The organism is Nocardiopsis aegyptia (assembly GCF_013410755.1).
In the GTDB taxonomy this organism is placed as follows: domain Bacteria; phylum Actinomycetota; class Actinomycetes; order Streptosporangiales; family Streptosporangiaceae; genus Nocardiopsis; species Nocardiopsis aegyptia.
The window spans coordinates 3,390,405-3,406,844 of record NZ_JACCFS010000001.1 but is presented as its reverse complement, the minus strand read 5'-3'; the positions used below and the strand labels follow the sequence as shown (position 1 = coordinate 3,406,844).

Annotated in this window: 20 protein-coding genes and 1 tRNA gene; 5 read left to right on the top strand and 16 right to left on the bottom strand. The window is 68.0% G+C overall.

The genetic code is table 11. The features are described 5' to 3' along the window. Positions 1-441 precede the first annotated feature (441 nt). The 5 genes from HNR10_RS15315 to upp all read right to left on the bottom strand — a co-directional run bounded on the left by HNR10_RS15315 (position 442) and on the right by upp (position 3,204). Complete coding sequence (locus HNR10_RS15315) at positions 442-669, bottom strand: hypothetical protein (protein ID WP_179824212.1); 228 nt, start codon at positions 667-669, stop codon at positions 442-444. A gap of 324 nt (positions 670-993) precedes the next feature. Then, complete coding sequence (locus tag HNR10_RS15310; RefSeq protein ID WP_179824209.1) at positions 994-1,506, bottom strand: PH domain-containing protein; 513 nt, start codon at positions 1,504-1,506, stop codon at positions 994-996. 17 nt (positions 1,507-1,523) lie between these two features. Beyond that, positions 1,524-1,688, bottom strand: coding sequence for a hypothetical protein (locus HNR10_RS15305; RefSeq protein WP_170293704.1), 165 nt, complete (start codon positions 1,686-1,688; stop codon positions 1,524-1,526). 222 nt (positions 1,689-1,910) lie between these two features. Beyond that, complete coding sequence (locus HNR10_RS15300) at positions 1,911-2,150, bottom strand: three-helix bundle dimerization domain-containing protein (protein WP_179824207.1); 240 nt, start codon at positions 2,148-2,150, stop codon at positions 1,911-1,913. A gap of 400 nt (positions 2,151-2,550) precedes the next feature. Further along, positions 2,551-3,204 carry a uracil phosphoribosyltransferase gene (gene upp, locus HNR10_RS15295; protein WP_179824205.1) on the bottom strand — a complete coding sequence of 218 codons (654 nt, stop codon included), beginning with the start codon at positions 3,202-3,204 and terminating at the stop codon, positions 2,551-2,553. 335 nt (positions 3,205-3,539) lie between these two features. On the opposite strand from upp, the gene HNR10_RS15290 reads away from it, so the two are divergent. The 4 genes from HNR10_RS15290 (at position 3,540) to HNR10_RS15275 (ending at position 5,150) form a co-directional block, all read left to right on the top strand. Further along, the gene (locus HNR10_RS15290) at positions 3,540-4,040 is read left to right on the top strand and encodes a tRNA adenosine deaminase-associated protein (protein WP_121188184.1); all 501 of its coding nucleotides are present in this window, start codon (positions 3,540-3,542) and stop codon (positions 4,038-4,040) included. Positions 4,041-4,082: 42 nt separating this feature from the next. Next, on the top strand, positions 4,083-4,568 hold the full coding sequence (locus HNR10_RS15285; protein WP_179824203.1) for a tRNA adenosine deaminase-associated protein: 486 nt from the start codon (positions 4,083-4,085) through the stop codon (positions 4,566-4,568). Positions 4,569-4,572: 4 nt separating this feature from the next. Continuing rightward, the gene (locus HNR10_RS15280) at positions 4,573-5,055 is read left to right on the top strand and encodes a nucleoside deaminase (protein WP_179824201.1); all 483 of its coding nucleotides are present in this window, start codon (positions 4,573-4,575) and stop codon (positions 5,053-5,055) included. Between the two features lie 10 nt (positions 5,056-5,065). Next, positions 5,066-5,150: transfer RNA gene (locus tag HNR10_RS15275), tRNA-Ser, on the top strand. A 154-nt stretch (positions 5,151-5,304) separates the two neighbouring features. On the opposite strand, the gene HNR10_RS15270 is transcribed toward HNR10_RS15275, so the two are convergent. From HNR10_RS15270 to HNR10_RS15225, 10 genes are all read right to left on the bottom strand, one after another. Continuing rightward, complete coding sequence (locus tag HNR10_RS15270) at positions 5,305-6,510, bottom strand: tyrosine-type recombinase/integrase (RefSeq protein WP_179824199.1); 1,206 nt, start codon at positions 6,508-6,510, stop codon at positions 5,305-5,307. 25 nt (positions 6,511-6,535) lie between these two features. Next, positions 6,536-6,682, bottom strand: a complete 147-nt coding sequence (locus HNR10_RS15265; RefSeq protein ID WP_449409960.1) for a helix-turn-helix transcriptional regulator — start codon at positions 6,680-6,682, stop codon at positions 6,536-6,538. Positions 6,683-6,741: 59 nt separating this feature from the next. Beyond that, complete coding sequence (locus HNR10_RS15260) at positions 6,742-8,430, bottom strand: replication initiator (protein ID WP_179824195.1); 1,689 nt, start codon at positions 8,428-8,430, stop codon at positions 6,742-6,744. Between the two features lie 229 nt (positions 8,431-8,659). After that, a complete protein-coding gene (locus HNR10_RS15255) occupies positions 8,660-10,081 on the bottom strand; it encodes an FtsK/SpoIIIE domain-containing protein (RefSeq protein WP_179824193.1) in 1,422 nt (473 codons plus the stop codon). Continuing rightward, positions 10,081-10,332 carry a hypothetical protein gene (locus HNR10_RS15250; RefSeq protein WP_179824191.1) on the bottom strand — a complete coding sequence of 84 codons (252 nt, stop codon included), beginning with the start codon at positions 10,330-10,332 and terminating at the stop codon, positions 10,081-10,083. The genes HNR10_RS15255 and HNR10_RS15250 overlap by 1 nt, the downstream gene beginning before the upstream one ends. 104 nt (positions 10,333-10,436) lie before the next feature. Continuing rightward, positions 10,437-10,844, bottom strand: a complete 408-nt coding sequence (locus tag HNR10_RS15245) for a plasmid replication, integration and excision activator (RefSeq protein ID WP_179824189.1) — start codon at positions 10,842-10,844, stop codon at positions 10,437-10,439. Positions 10,845-10,969: 125 nt separating this feature from the next. Next, complete coding sequence (locus tag HNR10_RS15240) at positions 10,970-11,788, bottom strand: protein phosphatase 2C domain-containing protein (protein WP_179824187.1); 819 nt, start codon at positions 11,786-11,788, stop codon at positions 10,970-10,972. Between the two features lie 4 nt (positions 11,789-11,792). After that, positions 11,793-12,635 (bottom strand): sigma-70 family RNA polymerase sigma factor, encoded by an 843-nt coding sequence (locus tag HNR10_RS15235; protein ID WP_179824185.1) that lies wholly within the window; start codon positions 12,633-12,635, stop codon positions 11,793-11,795. A 122-nt stretch (positions 12,636-12,757) separates the two neighbouring features. Further along, positions 12,758-13,156: an ATP-binding protein gene (locus HNR10_RS15230; protein WP_312889278.1), complete on the bottom strand. Its 399-nt coding sequence runs from the start codon at positions 13,154-13,156 to the stop codon at positions 12,758-12,760. A gap of 81 nt (positions 13,157-13,237) precedes the next feature. After that, complete coding sequence (locus HNR10_RS15225) at positions 13,238-14,035, bottom strand: Scr1 family TA system antitoxin-like transcriptional regulator (protein ID WP_179824183.1); 798 nt, start codon at positions 14,033-14,035, stop codon at positions 13,238-13,240. Between the two features lie 311 nt (positions 14,036-14,346). Between HNR10_RS15225 and HNR10_RS15220 the strand changes: the two genes are divergently transcribed. Then, a complete protein-coding gene (locus tag HNR10_RS15220; RefSeq protein WP_179824181.1) occupies positions 14,347-14,976 on the top strand; it encodes a DUF4145 domain-containing protein in 630 nt (209 codons plus the stop codon). Between the two features lie 643 nt (positions 14,977-15,619). Here HNR10_RS15220 and HNR10_RS15215 read toward each other — a convergent pair. After that, on the bottom strand, positions 15,620-16,438 hold the full coding sequence (locus HNR10_RS15215) for a protein phosphatase 2C domain-containing protein (protein ID WP_179824178.1): 819 nt from the start codon (positions 16,436-16,438) through the stop codon (positions 15,620-15,622). Positions 16,439-16,440 lie beyond the last annotated feature (2 nt).

The window sequence follows — 16,440 nt, the reverse complement described above, 5'->3', positions numbered from 1 at the left end:
TCAGCGGCTTCGCGGTGCTCGGAACACGGGCGTCCGGCGCGGTTCTACAGGAAGAAGTACAGCCTCATGAGCAAGACGATACGTCTCGTCTGGTCAATGGGCAAGCGCACGGGAGTGAGACAGGAGTCACCCTCACAACACGGTCTGTGGTCCGGTTGCGGACGTCTATAACCCGATTCACGGACATGCCGATTTGTCGACACGTGGACGTCGACCGGGTGGCGGGCGGTGCGGGCGGCGTCCCGGCGCCGCTGTCGGGGTGATCCCGGAGGGCGGTGGCGGGTGCGGGAAACACGAAGGGCCGCCCCTCGGGGGCGGCCCTTCACTCGCTCGATGGCCGAAGCCTGGCGGCTCTCCGGTCGCGGGGGCGGCTCCTGCGCCGCGCCGACGGACCGTGGGTCCGTGGCGCGGAGGCCGCCGCCTCCGCCGCGTCCGTCGCGGTTACAACCAGCGCGCCTCGGGGTGCGTGCGGCCGTTGTCGTCGGTGACCATGACCCAGTGCATGATCGGGTGGCCCGAACGCGTGGTGTCGGCACTGTCGCGGGGCTGCGGGACGTGGACCGGGGTGGTCGTCAGTCCGGCGAGCCGCCGGGTCTCGGCCTCGGGGCGGGTGCGCCCACCGGCCTTGGTGGAGCGAGCGAGGTGTGGCGCATTGCTGCTGCGTGCCATGGGAACCTCCTCGTTTCCGTATCAGATGACCTGAGTTAACCCTATGTTCACCTTCAAGTCAATCCGACTTCTCTCCGGCGCGGGCCCGGCGTAGCGGCTCCGCCGGGAGCGGATTCGTGTCGTCGCAGTTCACGGCGGTGGAGGCGCCTGTCCGGGAGGGCTCGGTCACATCGCGTCGCGGTCAGGGAAGCATGGCCTGTGAGTTAGGTGAACGGAAGGTGAACGAACGCCGAACACGGGCGGCGCGGCCGGCCCGGACAGCCCGGACAGCGAGGAGCACCCGCCGGGACGGCGGATGCTCCTCGTCGAACTCGGTGCGGGCGGCTACTCCTTGAAGATGAGCCCCACGACCTCGAGGTAGAGCTGCTCCGGGTACGGGATGAAGGCGATCCTGCTCAGCGCCTGGTCCTGGCCGGCGGACTCCATCACGAAGGTCCCGTAGCCGAGGAACCGTCCCAGCAGTGTCCGCTCGAAGCGCATGTCCGTGACCTTGCCCAGCGGCATCATGTTGACCTGCCGGGTGATGAGCCCCGTGGTCAGCAGCAGGCGGGCCGACGTGATGACGAAGTAGTCCACGGACCACTCGGCCACGCGCCACACGAACCACACCAGCACGAGCAGCCACAGCCACCAGATGATGGCCAGTGTCGCCGTGCTGTCGGACGCGAACGGCAGGTTGCTCAGGATCCCGGCGAAGATCAGCGCCCCGAGCACCGCGCCCACCGGGCCGATCAGAACGGCCGGGTGCCGACGGATGGTCACCACGTCCTGCTCATGGGGCAGGAGGTAGCGGTTGACGGACGCTGGAGCGCTGTTGCTCGACGCGACGAGCCGCATGGCAGCGGACCAACCCCTTACGGCAGCAGCGCGTTAACGAAGCGGGACATCGACTCCGCGCCGCCCATCAGCCCGCCCAGGGCGCTCTGGATCACCCCGGCGGCGCTTTCCGGTTGCGTGAGCAGATAGAACGCCACGAAACCGATGAGCGCGTAACCGCCCCATTTCTTCAACTTCGCCACGACTGACTCCCCTTGGAATCCACCTGACCCACCAACCCAGCAGTGATTCTCGCATTGACGATGATGCCCGTAAAGCCTGGGGGCCACCCTCGGCGTGGCGGTATGTCGTCGGTTCGACGCTTGCGGGGAGTGTCCGGTTCCGGTGGGGTTGGTAACACAGTGAAGCGTGGTCCGGAATTCGCCGCGGGCTCTCGCAGGTCAGCGCGCCGAAGTGATCCGGTCCTAGTGCTGCTCGGCGAACGCCATCGCGAGCACCTGGAGGTGCTGGCGCGCGATGCGCTCCACGAGGTCGGGCGTCGCCCGGCCCGTGACGTCCTGCGCCCCGTGCCGTGCCGCGTCGACGCAACGGGTGACGGTCGAGGAGTGGTGGACGCCGGAGAACTCGGAGGAAAGACGACTCACGACCGGACTGAAGTGCGTGTCGGGGGCTGTCTTGGTCGCGGGGTGGCGGTTCTCGGGCATCTCACTCCTTGAGGGCCTGGGGACGGCTGATGGCGCAGCGTAGGCGTTCGGGGGCTTTGTGTAGCCACTGGGGGGTCGGCGGAGGAGCGTCCGAGAACGGAAGCACTCGGCCGTCAGCGGCTGTGCCGGTGTGGGGTGGTTTCGGCCTGGTGGGTCGACCCGGTTACGGGTGGTCAGGAACCATGATCACTGTAATCGGTTACGTTCCAATCTCGAAATGAATTCGGCTAATGCAATGCCGTGTCGCAGGTTGCCCGACCTCCGGCTGCCACCTGGGTCGACGCGCTCGGCGAGGGATCAATGCCCGATTTACGGACGTTCATTCATCCACACCCGAAAAGAACCGAAAAAGCGCCCGACCGGAGACCGGTCGGGCGCTGTCGGCGTGCGGGGGGAGCCGTCAGGCGCAGCCATAGAGGCGGTCGCCGGCGTCGCCCAGGCCCGGGAGGATGAAGCCGTGCTCGTTCAGGCGCTCGTCCACGGCGGCGGTCACCACGCGCAGGGTCGCGCCGTGGTCGGGCCTCAGCGTTTCGGCCAGCTTCCGCTCGACCGCTTCCAGCCCTTCCGGCGCGGCCAGAAGGCACAGGGCGGTGATGTGGTCGGCGCCCCGGTCCACCAGGAGCTTGAGCGCCGCGGCCAGCGTGCCGCCGGTCGCCAGCATCGGGTCGAGTACGTAGCACTGGCGGCCGGACAGGTCCTGCGGCAGTCGGTCGGCGTAGGTGGCGGGCTGCAGGGTCTCCTCGTCGCGGGCCATGCCCAGGAAGCCGACCTCGGCGGTGGGCAGCAGGCGGGTCATGCCGTCGAGCATGCCCAGGCCCGCCCGCAGGATCGGGACGACGAGCGGGGTCGGACGCGTGAGCTGCGTTCCGGTGGTCTCCACGAGCGGGGTTCGGATGGTGACGTCGGTCACTCGAACGTCCCGTGTCGCCTCGTAGGCGAGGAGGGTCACCAACTCGTCGGTGAGCCGCCGGAAGGTGGGCGAGTCCGTTCCCACGTCGCGCAGGGTGGTCAGCTTGTGCGCGACCAAGGGGTGGTCGACGACCAGGGTTTCCAAGACGTTCTCCGGGTGAGCTGGGACAACAGGACGGTGGTGGGGAAAAGGGGTCGGCCCGAGTCTAACCGTGAGCGACCCCCGTACCAGGGTTCACTCGCGTCCCACAGGGGAAGAGAAGGCCGACCGCGGGCCACGGCCCGGACGGCGCGCGGCGGGCACCGATTCCCCGGAACGGCCCGCAGGGAGGCGGCGCGTCGGTTCTCATGAGAACGTGGGCGGACTGACGCAGGAGACAAGGGCGACGGCGAGGCGGAAGTGATCGTTACCATGACACACGCACGGGCGATCGGCGGGACCTCGCCCGCACCTATTGCACCGGCCGGGTTGGGGTGACGATGACTGTTCTCGATCATGGTGACGACGACTCGGGCGACTTCGCGGCGATCGCGTACCGGGAAGAGGAGTACTGGGACGTCGACCTCCTCCCCGTGTCGCTCACGCGCGACCTCAAGGGACTGGTCCACGCGCTGCGGCAGCAGCCCAGCATCAGCGGGTCCCTCGGACTGGTCTCGGTCGGCGACGACTTCTTCATCATCGCCAGGGTCTACGGCGAGGAGGTCTCCCTCTTCCTCTCGGACGTGACCGCCTCCGTCGACTGGCAGGTGGCGCGGGACGTCCTGGACTACCTGGACATCGACCAGCCGGATGACGACGACCTCGACCAGGTCCTGCCCGCCGGCGACCTGTCGATCGTGGCCGACCTCGGACTGGACGAGATGGAGCTGGGCGCCCTGGCGGGCGACCTGGACCTGTACCCGGACGAGGTCCTGGCCAGCGTGTCCGAACGGTTGGGATTCGCCCAGTCCTTCCAGCGTGTCCTCGACGGGATGGGGTAAGGGGTACCAGGACCAGCACCCCGGAGAACAGGAGCGCGCGCGGTGTCGATCTTCGCAGCTGTCTTCGCCCCCAACGGGAAGACGTGGCGGGGAACCGAGGTCGACCTCGGGGACGTGGACGTCATCGACGACGTCACGGACCTCATGGTCGACTTCGCCGTCGAGCGGGGCGGTGACCTCTCCCTCCTTCTCATCGAGGCCGACGACGAGTGGTTCGCCCTCGTCCGGGCCGAGGAGGACGGTGAACCCCGCGTCTACCTGTCCGACGCCCGTGTGGTGCACGACCACGCGCTCGCGGCTGTGCTCTCCGAGGCGGGCGGCCTCGGCGCCCCCCAGCCGGCGGAGAGCGCGGGAGCGCGCCCCAACCCGGCGCCGGACGGCGACGGACGGCTGCTCACCGACCTGGGGATCACCGAGGACGAGCTGCGCTCGCTGTCGGTCGGCGGCGGGGTGCTGCCCAGCGACGTCCTGGCGGTCGTCGCCGAACGCGCCGGATTCGCCGAGCTCCTCGACGACATGAGGCTGTGACCCGGTGCCGGACCGGGACGCCGTGGACGCGGCCCTGCGCAGGGCGATCGCGGAGGGCGAGCTCGCGGAGCGGACCGGGGACGTCCCCGTGGGCGCCGTGGTGCTCGACGCGGACGGAACCGTCCTGGGGACGGGCCGCAACGAGCGTGAGGCCACCGGTGACCCCACCGCGCACGCCGAGGTGCTCGCCCTGCGGGCCGCGGCCCGCGCACGCGGTGAGTGGCGGCTGAGCGGCTGCACGCTGGCCGTGACGCTGGAGCCGTGCACGATGTGCGCCGGCGCGATCGTCCTGTCCCGGGTGGACCGGCTGGTCTTCGGGGCGCGCGACGCCAAGGCCGGAGCCGTCGGATCCCTGTGGGACGTGGTCCGCGACCCCCGTCTCAACCACCGTCCGGAAGTCGTTCCACCGGACCTGGTCAGCGAGGACGTCACCGCCCGGTGCGCGGATCTCCTGACTCGATTTTTCGAGAGGCGCAGGATCCGGTAGAGTTCCTCTCGGTGGAGTCGCCTAGTGGCCGATGGCGCCCGCCTCGAAAGCGGGTAAGGGGCAACCCTTCGAGGGTTCAAATCCCTCCTCCACCGCACGAGGCCAACGTTCGCGCAGGTGAACGTGTGGCCGGTAGAGGTAGCGAAGGCCGGTTGGTCCGAGCCGGTGCACATATGGTGCACACGGCGAGGAGCAACCGGCCTTTCGCGTGTCCGGGGTCGGCGCGATCCGAGAGCGCCGGAACCGGGATCACGCGGCGGGAGCGAGCGCCAGGATCCGAGCGGCGTCCATGGCCTCGGCGACCTCGTCCAGGCGGTCGGGGAACAGGTGCCCGTACCGGTCCAGGGTCATGGTCGCGGTGGCGTGTCCGAGCATCGCCTGCACCACCTTGACGTCCGCGCCGGCCGCGATCGCCAGGGACGCCGCCGTGTGGCGGAGCTTGTGCGGGGTCAGCCCCTTGCCGTCGAGGCCGGCATCCTTCAAGGCCCTGTCGAACTCCCGGCGCCGCCAGTTGCGCAGTCGAAGTGGAGCCCCGCGTTTCGTGGCGAAGACCAGCGCGTCATCAGAGCGATCGGAGACCAGCGGCCGGAGTTCCGCCACCAGCGACGGCGGAATGGGCACGGTCCGGCTCTTGCCCGTCTTCGGAGTCTGCTCGACCAGCTTGCCCTCGACTTCGGCGAAGGCGGTCGTGATCCGGATCCGGCGTCCGGCCAGGTCGACCCTGCCGACCCGGAGGGCAGCGGCCTCGTTGAAGCGAAGGCCGGTGTAGGCGAGGAGGAGGATGAGCGGCCGGTTGATGTGAGCGCCGGCCGCCACCTGGTCGTAGTCCGTCCGCAGGGACGCGGCGGCGTTGGCCAGCGCCTCCACCTGGACGTGGTCGAGGTAGACGTGTTCGGCTTCGCTGGGCTTGGGCAGCGGCACGCCCTTGGCCGGGTTGAAGGGGATGCGGCGAGGGACGCACCAGCCCAGGACCATGGACAGGACGCTGTGCACGTGCCGGGTCTGGGAGGCCCCGAGATTGCTTCCGCCCTCCTCCCGCGGCTTCTGCATCTGCGCGATCCACACGGCGATGTCCTCGGTGTGGATTGCCGAGAGCGGGACGTCTCCCCAGCGGGGGAGGAGGTAGAGGTCGAGGAGACCTCGGTACTTCCACCACGTGGACCGCTTGATGTCCGTGCGGGTGGTCAGCCACTTCTCGGCCTGTTCGCTGAAGGTGGCCTTCCCGTCGTTGGGGTTGCGGTAGGAGCCTTCGTGCAGGCTGTTCTCGATCTCGGTCTGCTTCTTCTCCGCGTCCGGCTTCTTCTTGAACGTGCCACCGCTCTTGATCCGACCGGAAGGGTCGTAGTAGCGGACCATCCAGCGTGCGGGAGGAGTGCGCTTGGCTTCCTTGGCCCTCTTCACCGCCTCGTTGTAGGACGCCTCTTTGGTGCGGTCGTAGACCCACGCGCGAGCCATGGAGAGTTCCTCTCGGGGGTTGGGGTTACTGGGATCGGACCCACGCGTGGACTTCTGCGGGCACGTAGCGGACGTACCGGCCGACCCGGTAGGAGGGAGGTCCGTCGCCCTTGTAGCGCCACTCATAGAGCGTCTTGGGCGGGATGCCGAGGAAGGATGCGGTGTCCTTCACGGACCAGAGCCGATGATCCTGGCGAGGTTCTGGAACTCCCACGGCCACCGTCGCTGCACTCATGCCGCACTGCCTTCCTGAGTTGCCGAATGTTCGAGACCGCGAGCCGCGTCGAGTTGGGCGCGGCGCTTGAGGGACTCACCGACCGCGCGGAGGAGGCGCCGTTCTCGGGGAGCGACGTCGGGGTCGGTGGGTCGGGCCAGCTCCCAGGCGAAGGAGCCGGAGGCGACGGACAGCAGTGGGGGATGGGGGTTGTCCTCGTCGCCTTGGCCGTCGTCGGTGGGGTCGATGCCCAGGGCGTCCAGGACCCAGGCCAGTCGGTCCGCCTTGTGATCGGCCAGGGTCTTGCCCGACCACTTCCGGGAGACCAGGACGCGGCGGCCCGCATAGCCGAGATGTTCGCGCCGATGCGCCTTCGACCGGCAGAATCCCGGGCGCATCCCTGGTTTCGCGTTCTCGGGTTGGATGCCGTAGCGGAGCCAGTTCGAGCACCGGGGCGAACACGGCTCGAATCTGAGCGCGTCCAGGAGGCGGTCTACATGCTGTTCCTGGCGAACCGTCTCGGCGGCGTGGCACTCGGCGAGGTCCTTCGTCAGGTACTTGGCGAGGTAGCGCACACACCGGTCAGCGTCAGCCGAACCCGCGACCACACCTTTGGCGTCCACCTGACGGCCGAACCGGACCACGTGATGAGGCTCCGCGTCGGGATCGGCGTCGAGTTCATCCAACGCCTCATCCCAGGTCGGCAGTACTTCCCCTGTCGACGGGTCGACAAAGACACCTGTCACCTCATCCCACTCGGGAAGCCGGTCACCCTCGAAGACCACACGATCAGCGTTGGGCCACCACACCTGGTGATACGTCGCCGCCGCGATCTGCCGCAGCTCGGCACGAGGAATCGTCCCCCGCGTGGCCATGTGCAGATGCGGGGCCAGACGCCGTTGCGGTTCCACGGCCGCGAAGTACTGCACATCGAAGCCCGCGACCCGTCGAAGGTTCTGCACGAACCGGTCCACGAGCTTGGAGAAGTGCAGCGCGTCCCGAGCCGCCCGCCGGTAGTCGTAGGCCGAGAAGTCCACCGGAGTGCCGTCCGAGCGCACCCGCCCGTAGGAGTCCAGCGTGAGCGTGATGAACAGGGAGGGCCGGAACACCTTGCCCGAGGCAGGATCGGTGAAGGCCCGACCGACCGTCTTCCTGGTCATGGGTCGCTTGGGAAGATCGGGCACGTCCTGCCGGCGCTTGGTGGAACGCACCCGACGCGACCCCGACGACGATGGGGAGTCGGCCGAACGGGTGACCGAGCCCCGCAGCCCCGAAGCGGTGATCTCCTCATCCAGGTCAGCGATCACCGCATCCAGCCGTGCCAGGTCCTCAGCCGATGCCGCCCCCGTGGAGGCGAGCAGGTCCCGTTCGGCGGTCACCATGGCACGCTGTTCCACCCAGCCGCGCTGTTCCTCGGACGGCGGACCCGGCTCCACGACGGGTTCCGCTTCGAGGTGCCAGCCCTCTTCGCACTGAGTCCGTCGAAGCGACCTCTTGCGCTTCGCACAGGCCGGGCATCGCGATTCCAGCGTGGATCCGCACGGGACGTCGATGACCTCGGTGGCACCGGTGGTGATGTCGGTGCGTCGAAGGGAGACCGGCCGGATGCACACGCCGTGGTCGGCGGCGACCTGTTCGGCGACCTCACGGGCCAGAGGTTGCGCGAGCCGTTCGGCCCGTGTCGACTTACCGGTAGGCGTCGGCACTACCCCACCCCCACAACCACAGAGTGAGAGATCCCCAGCGAATGAACGCCAAGAAGGAGAACATCGGGATGATCATCTTCTGTGGGTTCATGCTCGCTGTAGGCATACCGTTCTTGGTGTTCCTCTGGATTACCGAGGGTCGTTTCTCCTGGATGGCGTCCTTGGGCGTGTTGGGGTCCGCTTGGGGGTTGTACGACGAGGTCAAGAAGTACTGGAGACTGCGCGATCCTCACCACTCCGCACCCCCTGGGGGAGAGTCCGGACCGTAGGCGTCGGTCATGGTGGTGATGTCGTCATCGGAGACGTAGGCCGCCCGCACGCGCACCGGAGCCGGTGAGCCCTCCATCCGCACATAGCCCACCCCCGGCAAGGTGGGGTCGATCAGGTGGGCGTTCGCGCCCCGGTCGCGGGAACCCTCGCCGAGGATCATGTCGACCTGGGACGCCTCATCGAGGCGAAGTGCGACTTTGTCCGGGAACAGGTTCCGAAGATTCATCACCTCTTTGCGCGGATCCTGGAGTGCGGCCAGGACGGCGAAGCCGACCGAACGCCCCTGCGATGTGAGCGTGGCGATGGCGTTCTCAGAGCGCTTCCGGATGTCCCGGTCCGGGTGGTAGGCGGTCAGGAACGCCACCTCGTCCAGGACCACCAGGACGAACGGGTCATCGACCGTGGGGGTGTGAGAGCGCTGCTTGCCCGCATACCGCTCGGCCCGGTCCTGCATTCGCTCCACCGCCGTTTCCAGCACCGCCACGGCGGCTTCACCGGTGTCCGCGTACTGGGCGAACAGGGTCCGTCCGTAGGACAGCTCCATGCGTTTAGGGTCGATCGCCCACACCTGCGCCGTCCCGGAGTCGATGGCCGGAAGCATCGCCCGCACAGCGGACCAGATCACCGAACCCTTCCCGGAGCCGGTCACCCCGGCGACCAGGACGTGAGTGCCGTGCAGGCGTAGCCGCCATGCGGAACCGTCTTCACACGCCCCCACGGGCAGCGCCGCGAGGTCGACCCGGTCGGGCAGGTCCAGGGCGGGGAGGGGTTCGGCGAGGGTGTCGCGCCGGGGGAACTCCAGAGTGATCTTGCGCGGCCCCTCCACTTCCACACGGCACGAAGGGGCACCGAACCCGTGTGCCAGCTCGGCCACCCGCGTCTCGAAGTCCGCCGGAGACGTGCCGGCCACCAGGGCGACCCGGACTCGGTCAGCCCACTCAGAGCAGGTGACGCGACGGATGCGGGGCAGGTAGCGGCGTTCCTGGTAGGACTCGGCCAACCCCGAGATCACCAGCACCGGTTGCCAGTGCCGCCGATAGACGAACACGTGCCTCCACCACGCCAGCAGGCGAAGCGTGACCCAGGTTCGGTAGGAGTCGGGCGAGGTCCGCCACCACACCAGGGAGGCGACCGAAGCCGTCGCCCACAGTCCGGCCAGGCCGGGCCAGCCCAGCCACCACCAGGCCGCGAACGACACAGTCACAGTGGCGACCAGGACCGGGAACCGGAACGGGAGGGTGACCAGGAACCGGACCAGCCTCCAGATCCAGGAGCCCAGGACCACGATCCCCGGCGTCTCCACGATCGGGGTCGTCCACCGCACCCCCTGCGCGGGAGTCGGCAGCGTCGGAGGAGTCTGAGCAGCACCGATCTTCGCCATCACCGGTCACCGCCCATCGCGTCTTCGATCCGCGCCAGGATCCGGTCACGGTCAGCGCGGGCACGGGCAGCGGCCTTGACCGCGTCCGGGTTGTCGTCCCGGTCCGCGAGCGTGGCGAACACCCGGGCCTTGAAGTCGAAGAACTCGGCACGCTCGGCATCCTTGGCGGGCCGGGAGTCGACCGCGTCCAGGAACAGCCGGACCAACTGCGGACCCGTCAGCCTGGACAGGTCAGTGGGGTAATCGGACATACTGAAGACACCTCTTCACGAAGCTTTCGCAGGTAACGGGAGGGGTTTCAGGGGCGGCTAGGTGCGCCAACACCAGGCCGCCCCGCTTACATGTCAGGAGGCGGTCAGGCCGCTTCCTTGGCCGGGCCGCGACGACCACCAGCAGCACCACCAGGTGCCTTCACGCCACGGGCCCGCAGCGAGTACGCCACCCGGGGACGGCGGCCGTTGTCGTCCACGTAGGGCATGACCGCCATCGCCTCGAACTCGATCGGCCGGAACGGCAGCCCGGGGACCTCGTCGGGCAGGGTCGGGCACACCTCGGCAGCCACCTTGACCTTCACCGACTTGGCCTTGCCCCGCGCTTCGGGGTCGGCGTCGATCACGTCCACCGCCCACAGCGGCAACCCCGATTCCTTGTCCATCTGCGGACGCTTGGTCTCGAAATCGGTGATCGCCTCCACCCCAAGGGCAAAGGCACCGTGCGGGAACACCGTCCCGAACGCGACCGGCAACGCACCCTGAATAGCCATCAATCAGCCTCTTCTCAGCTCTGTCGACCCCCCTAGACACTCAGTGGCGACGCCACCGAAGACAGTTGTCTAGGGGTCTAGGCACGAAGGTAACAGCACAGCGAGGCGATTGTCTAGGGGGCTAATCAGGCAGGAACCCATGTGACAACGGTGGCGTCGTCATGGAGCTTGCCGCGCGTGTATTCACGCTGGTCAGCGTCATCCTGTTCCAGTGCGCGCACATAGTCGATGAGCGCGGCGGGGCCGTCCTTAACGGCGAGGGCGTAGCAATCACGCCAGGTCTGGGAGTCGAAGACCTCCACACCTCGCGTGGCTCCGTCCGTCATCGCGGCGAACCCGGCCAGCTCGTCCAGCGGTAGGGAGCCGGTCAGGGCTTCGTCCGCCGCGCGAGGGTCAGCGCCGGCGGTCCAGAATCCGCCCGGCACGTTCCGGTAGGCCCGAATGGCGTGACCCCGTTCATGGAGTTCGGCCTGGCGTTCGGGGGTGCCCTCAGGGGTGGTGAAGGGTGCGGCGGCGAGTTTCCACTTCAGGTCGTCAAGGCGGGTGTCGGTGATGTCGTTGACCGTGCCGTTGGTGTCCTCTGCCAGGAGCACCGAGTCCGACAACACCAGGTACTCCACGCGGTCCCCGTCGAAGCGGACCAGGACGACGGTCGCCGAGGGCGTCTCCTGATTGGTCAGATCGCAACCGTGGCCGTGGAGTGAGGACACGGTGGTGATCGCCCCGGCGAGCACGTCTTTCAGGGGTTGGTCGCCCGCGAGTCCGGCCAGCAGGAGCCCGCCCAGACGGCGGGTGAACCAGGCGACCCCGTGCGTACAGCCGATATCAATGCCCCGTGGAGCACTGGCCCCATCCAGCAGCACGGCCCCGTTGGTGGTGACGGCCGCGAAGTCCTCGTTGTCGCGGTCGGGGTTCCCGGGGGCGGTGGCCAGAAGGAAGGGCACGGGCTTAGTCCTGGTCGTGGCGGTACACGGGCGTGATCAGCTCGCAGCGCTGGGGTTCGGTGGTGTCGGGATCGTAGACCGTGCGCACCAGAGCCGAGAAGCGTTCGGAACCGACCTGGCCCCACAGTGAGGCGATCTCGCCGTTGAGCAGGTGTGCGACACCGCGCGAGCCCTGGGGGTGGATACCGCCGATGGCCAGGAAGGTGCCTTTGCCGTCCGGGCGCGGCAGGCGGCCGAGGTAGGCGATGTCCATGGGCTGCTGCGGGTCCATCTCCTGGCCGGACCGGTAGCTCTCACCGGTACGGGTGTCGGTGAGCAGCCACAGCCCGGGTTCGGGATGCTCCCACCGGATGACGGGGTCGGTGTCATAGGCGGTGCGCATCGCTTCGGACATGGCCGGTCCGCAGACCACGACGAGGTTGGGGCGGTTGAGGTCGATGCGGCCGTCCACGGTGACGTGGTCGGAGGCGGCCTGCATGTCGAAGGAGCGCACGAGTTGTTCGAGGGCTTGGCCGGTGGCCATGTCGTCCAGGGACAGCACGGGGCGGTCCTTGACTTGATCGTGGCGCAGCGGGGTCGCGATGGTCACCGTGCCCACACCGAGGAAGGCCGCTTCGGGGGCGGGGCCGGTGTGGCGGATCTGGTGGATGCGCCCGCGGCTGAGTCCGGCCTTCTCCGCGATCTGGGCATAGGACATGCCTTGGGCGTGCAGATCCTGGATCAGGCGCCGGCGCAGGCGTGAGAGTTCGGTGACCTCTTGCTGGGCTTCAGCCAGGCGTTCGGTGGCAGCGCGCAGCAGCTCGAAGGGGTCTTCGATCTCCGCTATGCGTTCGAACTGGCCCGGCATGGATGCTCCCTCGGTCACTCGCACCGAGTCTAGGACCCTAGACAGGCCAGGCGAAACGTCGAGGCCGGTTTCGGCGTCGATGACGCGGAAGCGTTTGCGGCGGCGCGGCATGCGCGGTCCGGTCACAGCTCGCAGGGGGTGGCGATGTCGGCCCACACGCAGGTACCGACCGGTTCGGGGTGGCTGCCCCATTCCTTGGCGATGTGGTCGACCAGGACCAGGCCGCGCCCGTGCTCGGCCATCGGGGGCGCGTTCGTGGGGACGGCGCGGGGCCAGGGCTCGTCACTGCCGTAGTCGGTGACCGCGATGCGGACCCGGTCGCCGTGGTCGTGGACGCGGACGACGAAGAGGCCGCCGTTGCTCTTGCTGCGTGAGTGCTGGATGGCGTTGGTCGCGAGTTCGCTCACGATCAGCTCGGCGTCATGGACGGCGGGGTGGTCTTCGAGGAGGGTGCGCACGAAGGCGCGTACTCGGGCGATCTCATCGACATGACCAGGGAACATCCGTGCCCAGTTGCGCACTTACACCACCGCCGTCTAGAGGGCTATACACCTGTCTCGTGACGGCAGGCTACGGCACTGTGGCTCATCTATTCAATGTATTCACTGAATAATCTTGGCGAGGTCAGCACTCACGCCATCGACCACCGCCCGGAAGTCGTCCCCGGTCACGGCCACGGCTTCGAGCGCTGCGAAGGCTTCGCGGTAGGGGGTGACGTGGTCGGGTCCGTTGAGGGTCATCTCGGCGGTAAAGGTCTCCACCAGGACCCCGGCCTCATCGCACACGGTGAACCCGTGCGGGGGCATCACCGGCAGGCCCACACCCCAGGGGATGACACCGAGGGTCACGTCGGGCCGTTGGGCGAGGTCGAGCAGGTGCGCGAGCTGTGCCGGCATGAATGCGCCGGAGCCGGGCCAGGTGCGTAGCGCCGACTCGGTTACCACGAACCGGAAGGTCTTGCCGTCGTCCACTGGGACCTTGCCCCAGTCCGCAGACGAGCCCGCTCCGCCACCGGCAGCCGTCGCGTACTCGGGAACCCGGAGTAGCGCGGGCACCATCGCGTCTTGGAAGCCGTGCACCACCGACGCCGACGTGAGGAGCTTGCGCCCAACACCAGGGACGAGCGAGACCCCGGCATCCACCCGCTTCTCCGACGAAGTGAGCGCGTAGGCGTCCCGCGCCATGGACGTCAGTCGCTCGGCCTCCTCCGGCGAGAACGACAGGGCTGCGATCAACCGTTCAACCGCTTGCACGCTGGCGACCCGTTGCCCGTTCTCCACCCGTGACACTGTCGGCTGCGAGACACCCGCACGCGACGCCAGTGCAGCACCCGAACGGCGCTCACGCTTGCGCGCCGCACGCAGCGAGTGACCCAGTTCCCTCAGCAGTCGGTCAGCCATACCGAAGGTCTACCGCACCTCGCAGCGACCGTGAACTTGCTCTGGCAGATGCGGGCCACTTCAGCCGCAGACGCGATGCGCCTCAACCGGTGCACCATCGTTCCGTGCATTGCTGGAGGAGGATCAAAACCGCCTACTCGAATACAGGACATAACGCCCAAATAACCCTTGTGTGCGCCTCAGGTGCCTTCGGGGGGGTTTCATCTGTTTCTCTTCGATAACACCCGGCAGAATTTCTCTTGCAGGATGGCACCCTGAAGCTCCAGGTCGCCGCCTGTCCTGTTCGGTAGTACTGACAAAAGGTAAAAACTATGACAAACTTCGCACAAGTAGCTTTTCGGGACTGCAACTGGTGTGGCGCACAGCTAGTTGGAATGAATCAGGTCTGGTCACAGAAGCAAGTTCAGGGGGCAAGTAAGAAGCGGAGTTGGGCAGTCTATTCTTGCCCAAACTGTGCCGGGGTAACGTGCATTGAGCTACGAATAATTCAGCCAAACCAAGCTTCTCCTGGAACGTTCAGCCACGCGGTTGAAGTTGTTGAGATTCAAGAAATTCCAGAGTCCAACAGGAGTCGTCATCAAATTAAGCACCTCCCGCAAGACGTCGAAGACTATTTTTCTGATGCACTGCGGATCATGGGTGCCGGAGTGCCGGATGGCGCGGCAGTTCAGCTGCGCAGAACCCTCGAAGCTGCAGCGAGCCACCATGACGTTTCCGAAAGGAATCTCGTTCAGAGCATCGAGAAGCTCATCGATAAAGGGCTCGTGACGCGCGACTTCGGAGAGGTTCTGCAGCACATCCGAAAAATTGGAAACATGGGAGCGCATGCCACCGATGAACGATTGGGTGAAGAGGAGGTGGAGCGCGCGCTTCGGTTCACCGTGCAAGTTCTCAAGAATCTGTTTGAGGTTCCAGGTGAACTCGAAGAACTTAAAGAATAGCTGTGCTCCATTAGCTCGACGTTGCCGATTTGGGCTGTATGGGATCAAGGCGACGGCGCAAGCGCCGTCGCAACGGCTCTCGGCCGCCGCTCGGGCTGCGGGCTGCCGCCCGGTCCCGAGCGCACGGCCGTTAGCCGTGCGCTACATGGCCGTTCGGGCCATGGTGACGCAGGCCATACCCGCTGCGCGGCGCTTTGAGTGCCAACGGCTGATGACGTGCTCAGGTCCCGGGGCACACGATGGCGCGACTCGGACTGTCTGGGGTGGCCGACCCCGGCGCCATCGGGCATCCCGGACCGAACACGATGGTTGCCGAAGACTGGGGCTGAGGGGGCTTGGCGCAGGAGTGCGCACGAGGCCAGGTTACCTGGGGCTGGCCTGCTATGGCGGGGGCCGACGACGGTGCACATTCATTGCACACGGCACCAGGAAGGGGCCGGGAGCGCTGGGAAGCTCTGGGGGTTTCGCAGCAGGTCAGCGGCGGTTTCCTGGTTCCGGACGCAGGTGGGTTCCGCCCCCGGATACTCCAACCCTTCGAGGGTTCAAATCCCTCCTCCACCGCCACCAGCCGCCCCCGGCACCAGCCGGGGGCGGTTTTTCGTGCGCGGGTTCGGCCGGCGCCTCGCGCGTGTGCGGGGTCCGTTCAGGCGGGGGACCAGGTGACGACGGTGGCGTCGTCGTGGAGTTTGCCGGGCGTGAACGCGCGCCGTGCGGCGTCGGCCCGCTCCAGTGCGCGCACGTGGTCGATGAGCGCGGCGGGGCCGTCCCCGGCGGCGAGGGCGTAGCAGTCCCGCCAGGTCTGGGAGCCGAAGAGCTCCACTCCGCGGGTGGCGCCGTCGGTCATCGCGGCGAACCCGGCCAGCCCGTCCAGCGACAGCTTGCCCGTCAGGGCCTCGGCGCCCGCGCGGGGGTCGGCTCCGGCGGTCCAGAACCCGCCCGGCACGTTGCGGTGGGACCGGATCGCCCGGCCCCGCTCGGAGAGCTCGGCCGCGCGTTCGGGGGTGCCCGCGGCGGCCGTCAGCGGAGCGGAGGCGAGCCTCCGCCTCAGGTGGTCCAGGCGGGTGTCCGCGATGGCGTGGACCGTGCCGTCGGCGTGCTCGGTCAGGAGCACCGAGTCCGACAGCACCAGGTAGTCCAGGTGGTCGCCGGCGAAGCGGACCAGGACGACGGTGGCCGAGGGCGTCTCCTGGTTCCCGAGGTCGCAGCCGGGGCCGTGCAGGGCGGACGCGGCGGTGACCGCCTCGGCCAGCACGTCACCGAGGCCCCGGTCGCCCGCGAGCCCGGCGGCCAGGAGGCCGCCCAGGCGGCGCGTGTACCAGGCCACGCCGTGCGCACAGCCGGTGTCGACGCCGTGCGGAGCGCTGACGCCGTCCAGGAGGACGACGCCGTCGGCGGTCACGGCCGCGAAGTCCTCGTTGGCGCGGTCGGGGTGTCCGGCCTCGCCGGCCAGCTGGAAGGGCACGG

Excerpts from the sequence above, each read along its gene's own strand:
- HNR10_RS15310 (WP_179824209.1), bottom strand. The coding sequence starts at position 1,506 with ATGCGGCTCGTCGCGTCGAGCAACAGCGCTCCAGCGTCCGTCAACCGC.
- HNR10_RS15315 (WP_179824212.1), bottom strand. The coding sequence starts at position 669 with ATGGCACGCAGCAGCAATGCGCCACACCTCGCTCGCTCCACCAAGGCC.
- HNR10_RS15290 (WP_121188184.1), top strand. The coding sequence starts at position 3,540 with ATGACTGTTCTCGATCATGGTGACGACGACTCGGGCGACTTCGCGGCG.
- HNR10_RS15220 (WP_179824181.1), top strand. The coding sequence starts at position 14,347 with ATGACAAACTTCGCACAAGTAGCTTTTCGGGACTGCAACTGGTGTGGC.
- HNR10_RS15245 (WP_179824189.1), bottom strand. The coding sequence starts at position 10,844 with ATGGCTATTCAGGGTGCGTTGCCGGTCGCGTTCGGGACGGTGTTCCCG.
- HNR10_RS15225 (WP_179824183.1), bottom strand. The coding sequence starts at position 14,035 with ATGGCTGACCGACTGCTGAGGGAACTGGGTCACTCGCTGCGTGCGGCG.
- HNR10_RS15235 (WP_179824185.1), bottom strand. The coding sequence starts at position 12,635 with ATGCCGGGCCAGTTCGAACGCATAGCGGAGATCGAAGACCCCTTCGAG.
- HNR10_RS15250 (WP_179824191.1), bottom strand. The coding sequence starts at position 10,332 with ATGTCCGATTACCCCACTGACCTGTCCAGGCTGACGGGTCCGCAGTTG.
- HNR10_RS15270 (WP_179824199.1), bottom strand. The coding sequence starts at position 6,510 with ATGGCTCGCGCGTGGGTCTACGACCGCACCAAAGAGGCGTCCTACAAC.
- HNR10_RS15255 (WP_179824193.1), bottom strand. The coding sequence starts at position 10,081 with ATGGCGAAGATCGGTGCTGCTCAGACTCCTCCGACGCTGCCGACTCCC.
- HNR10_RS15300 (WP_179824207.1), bottom strand. The coding sequence starts at position 2,150 with ATGCCCGAGAACCGCCACCCCGCGACCAAGACAGCCCCCGACACGCAC.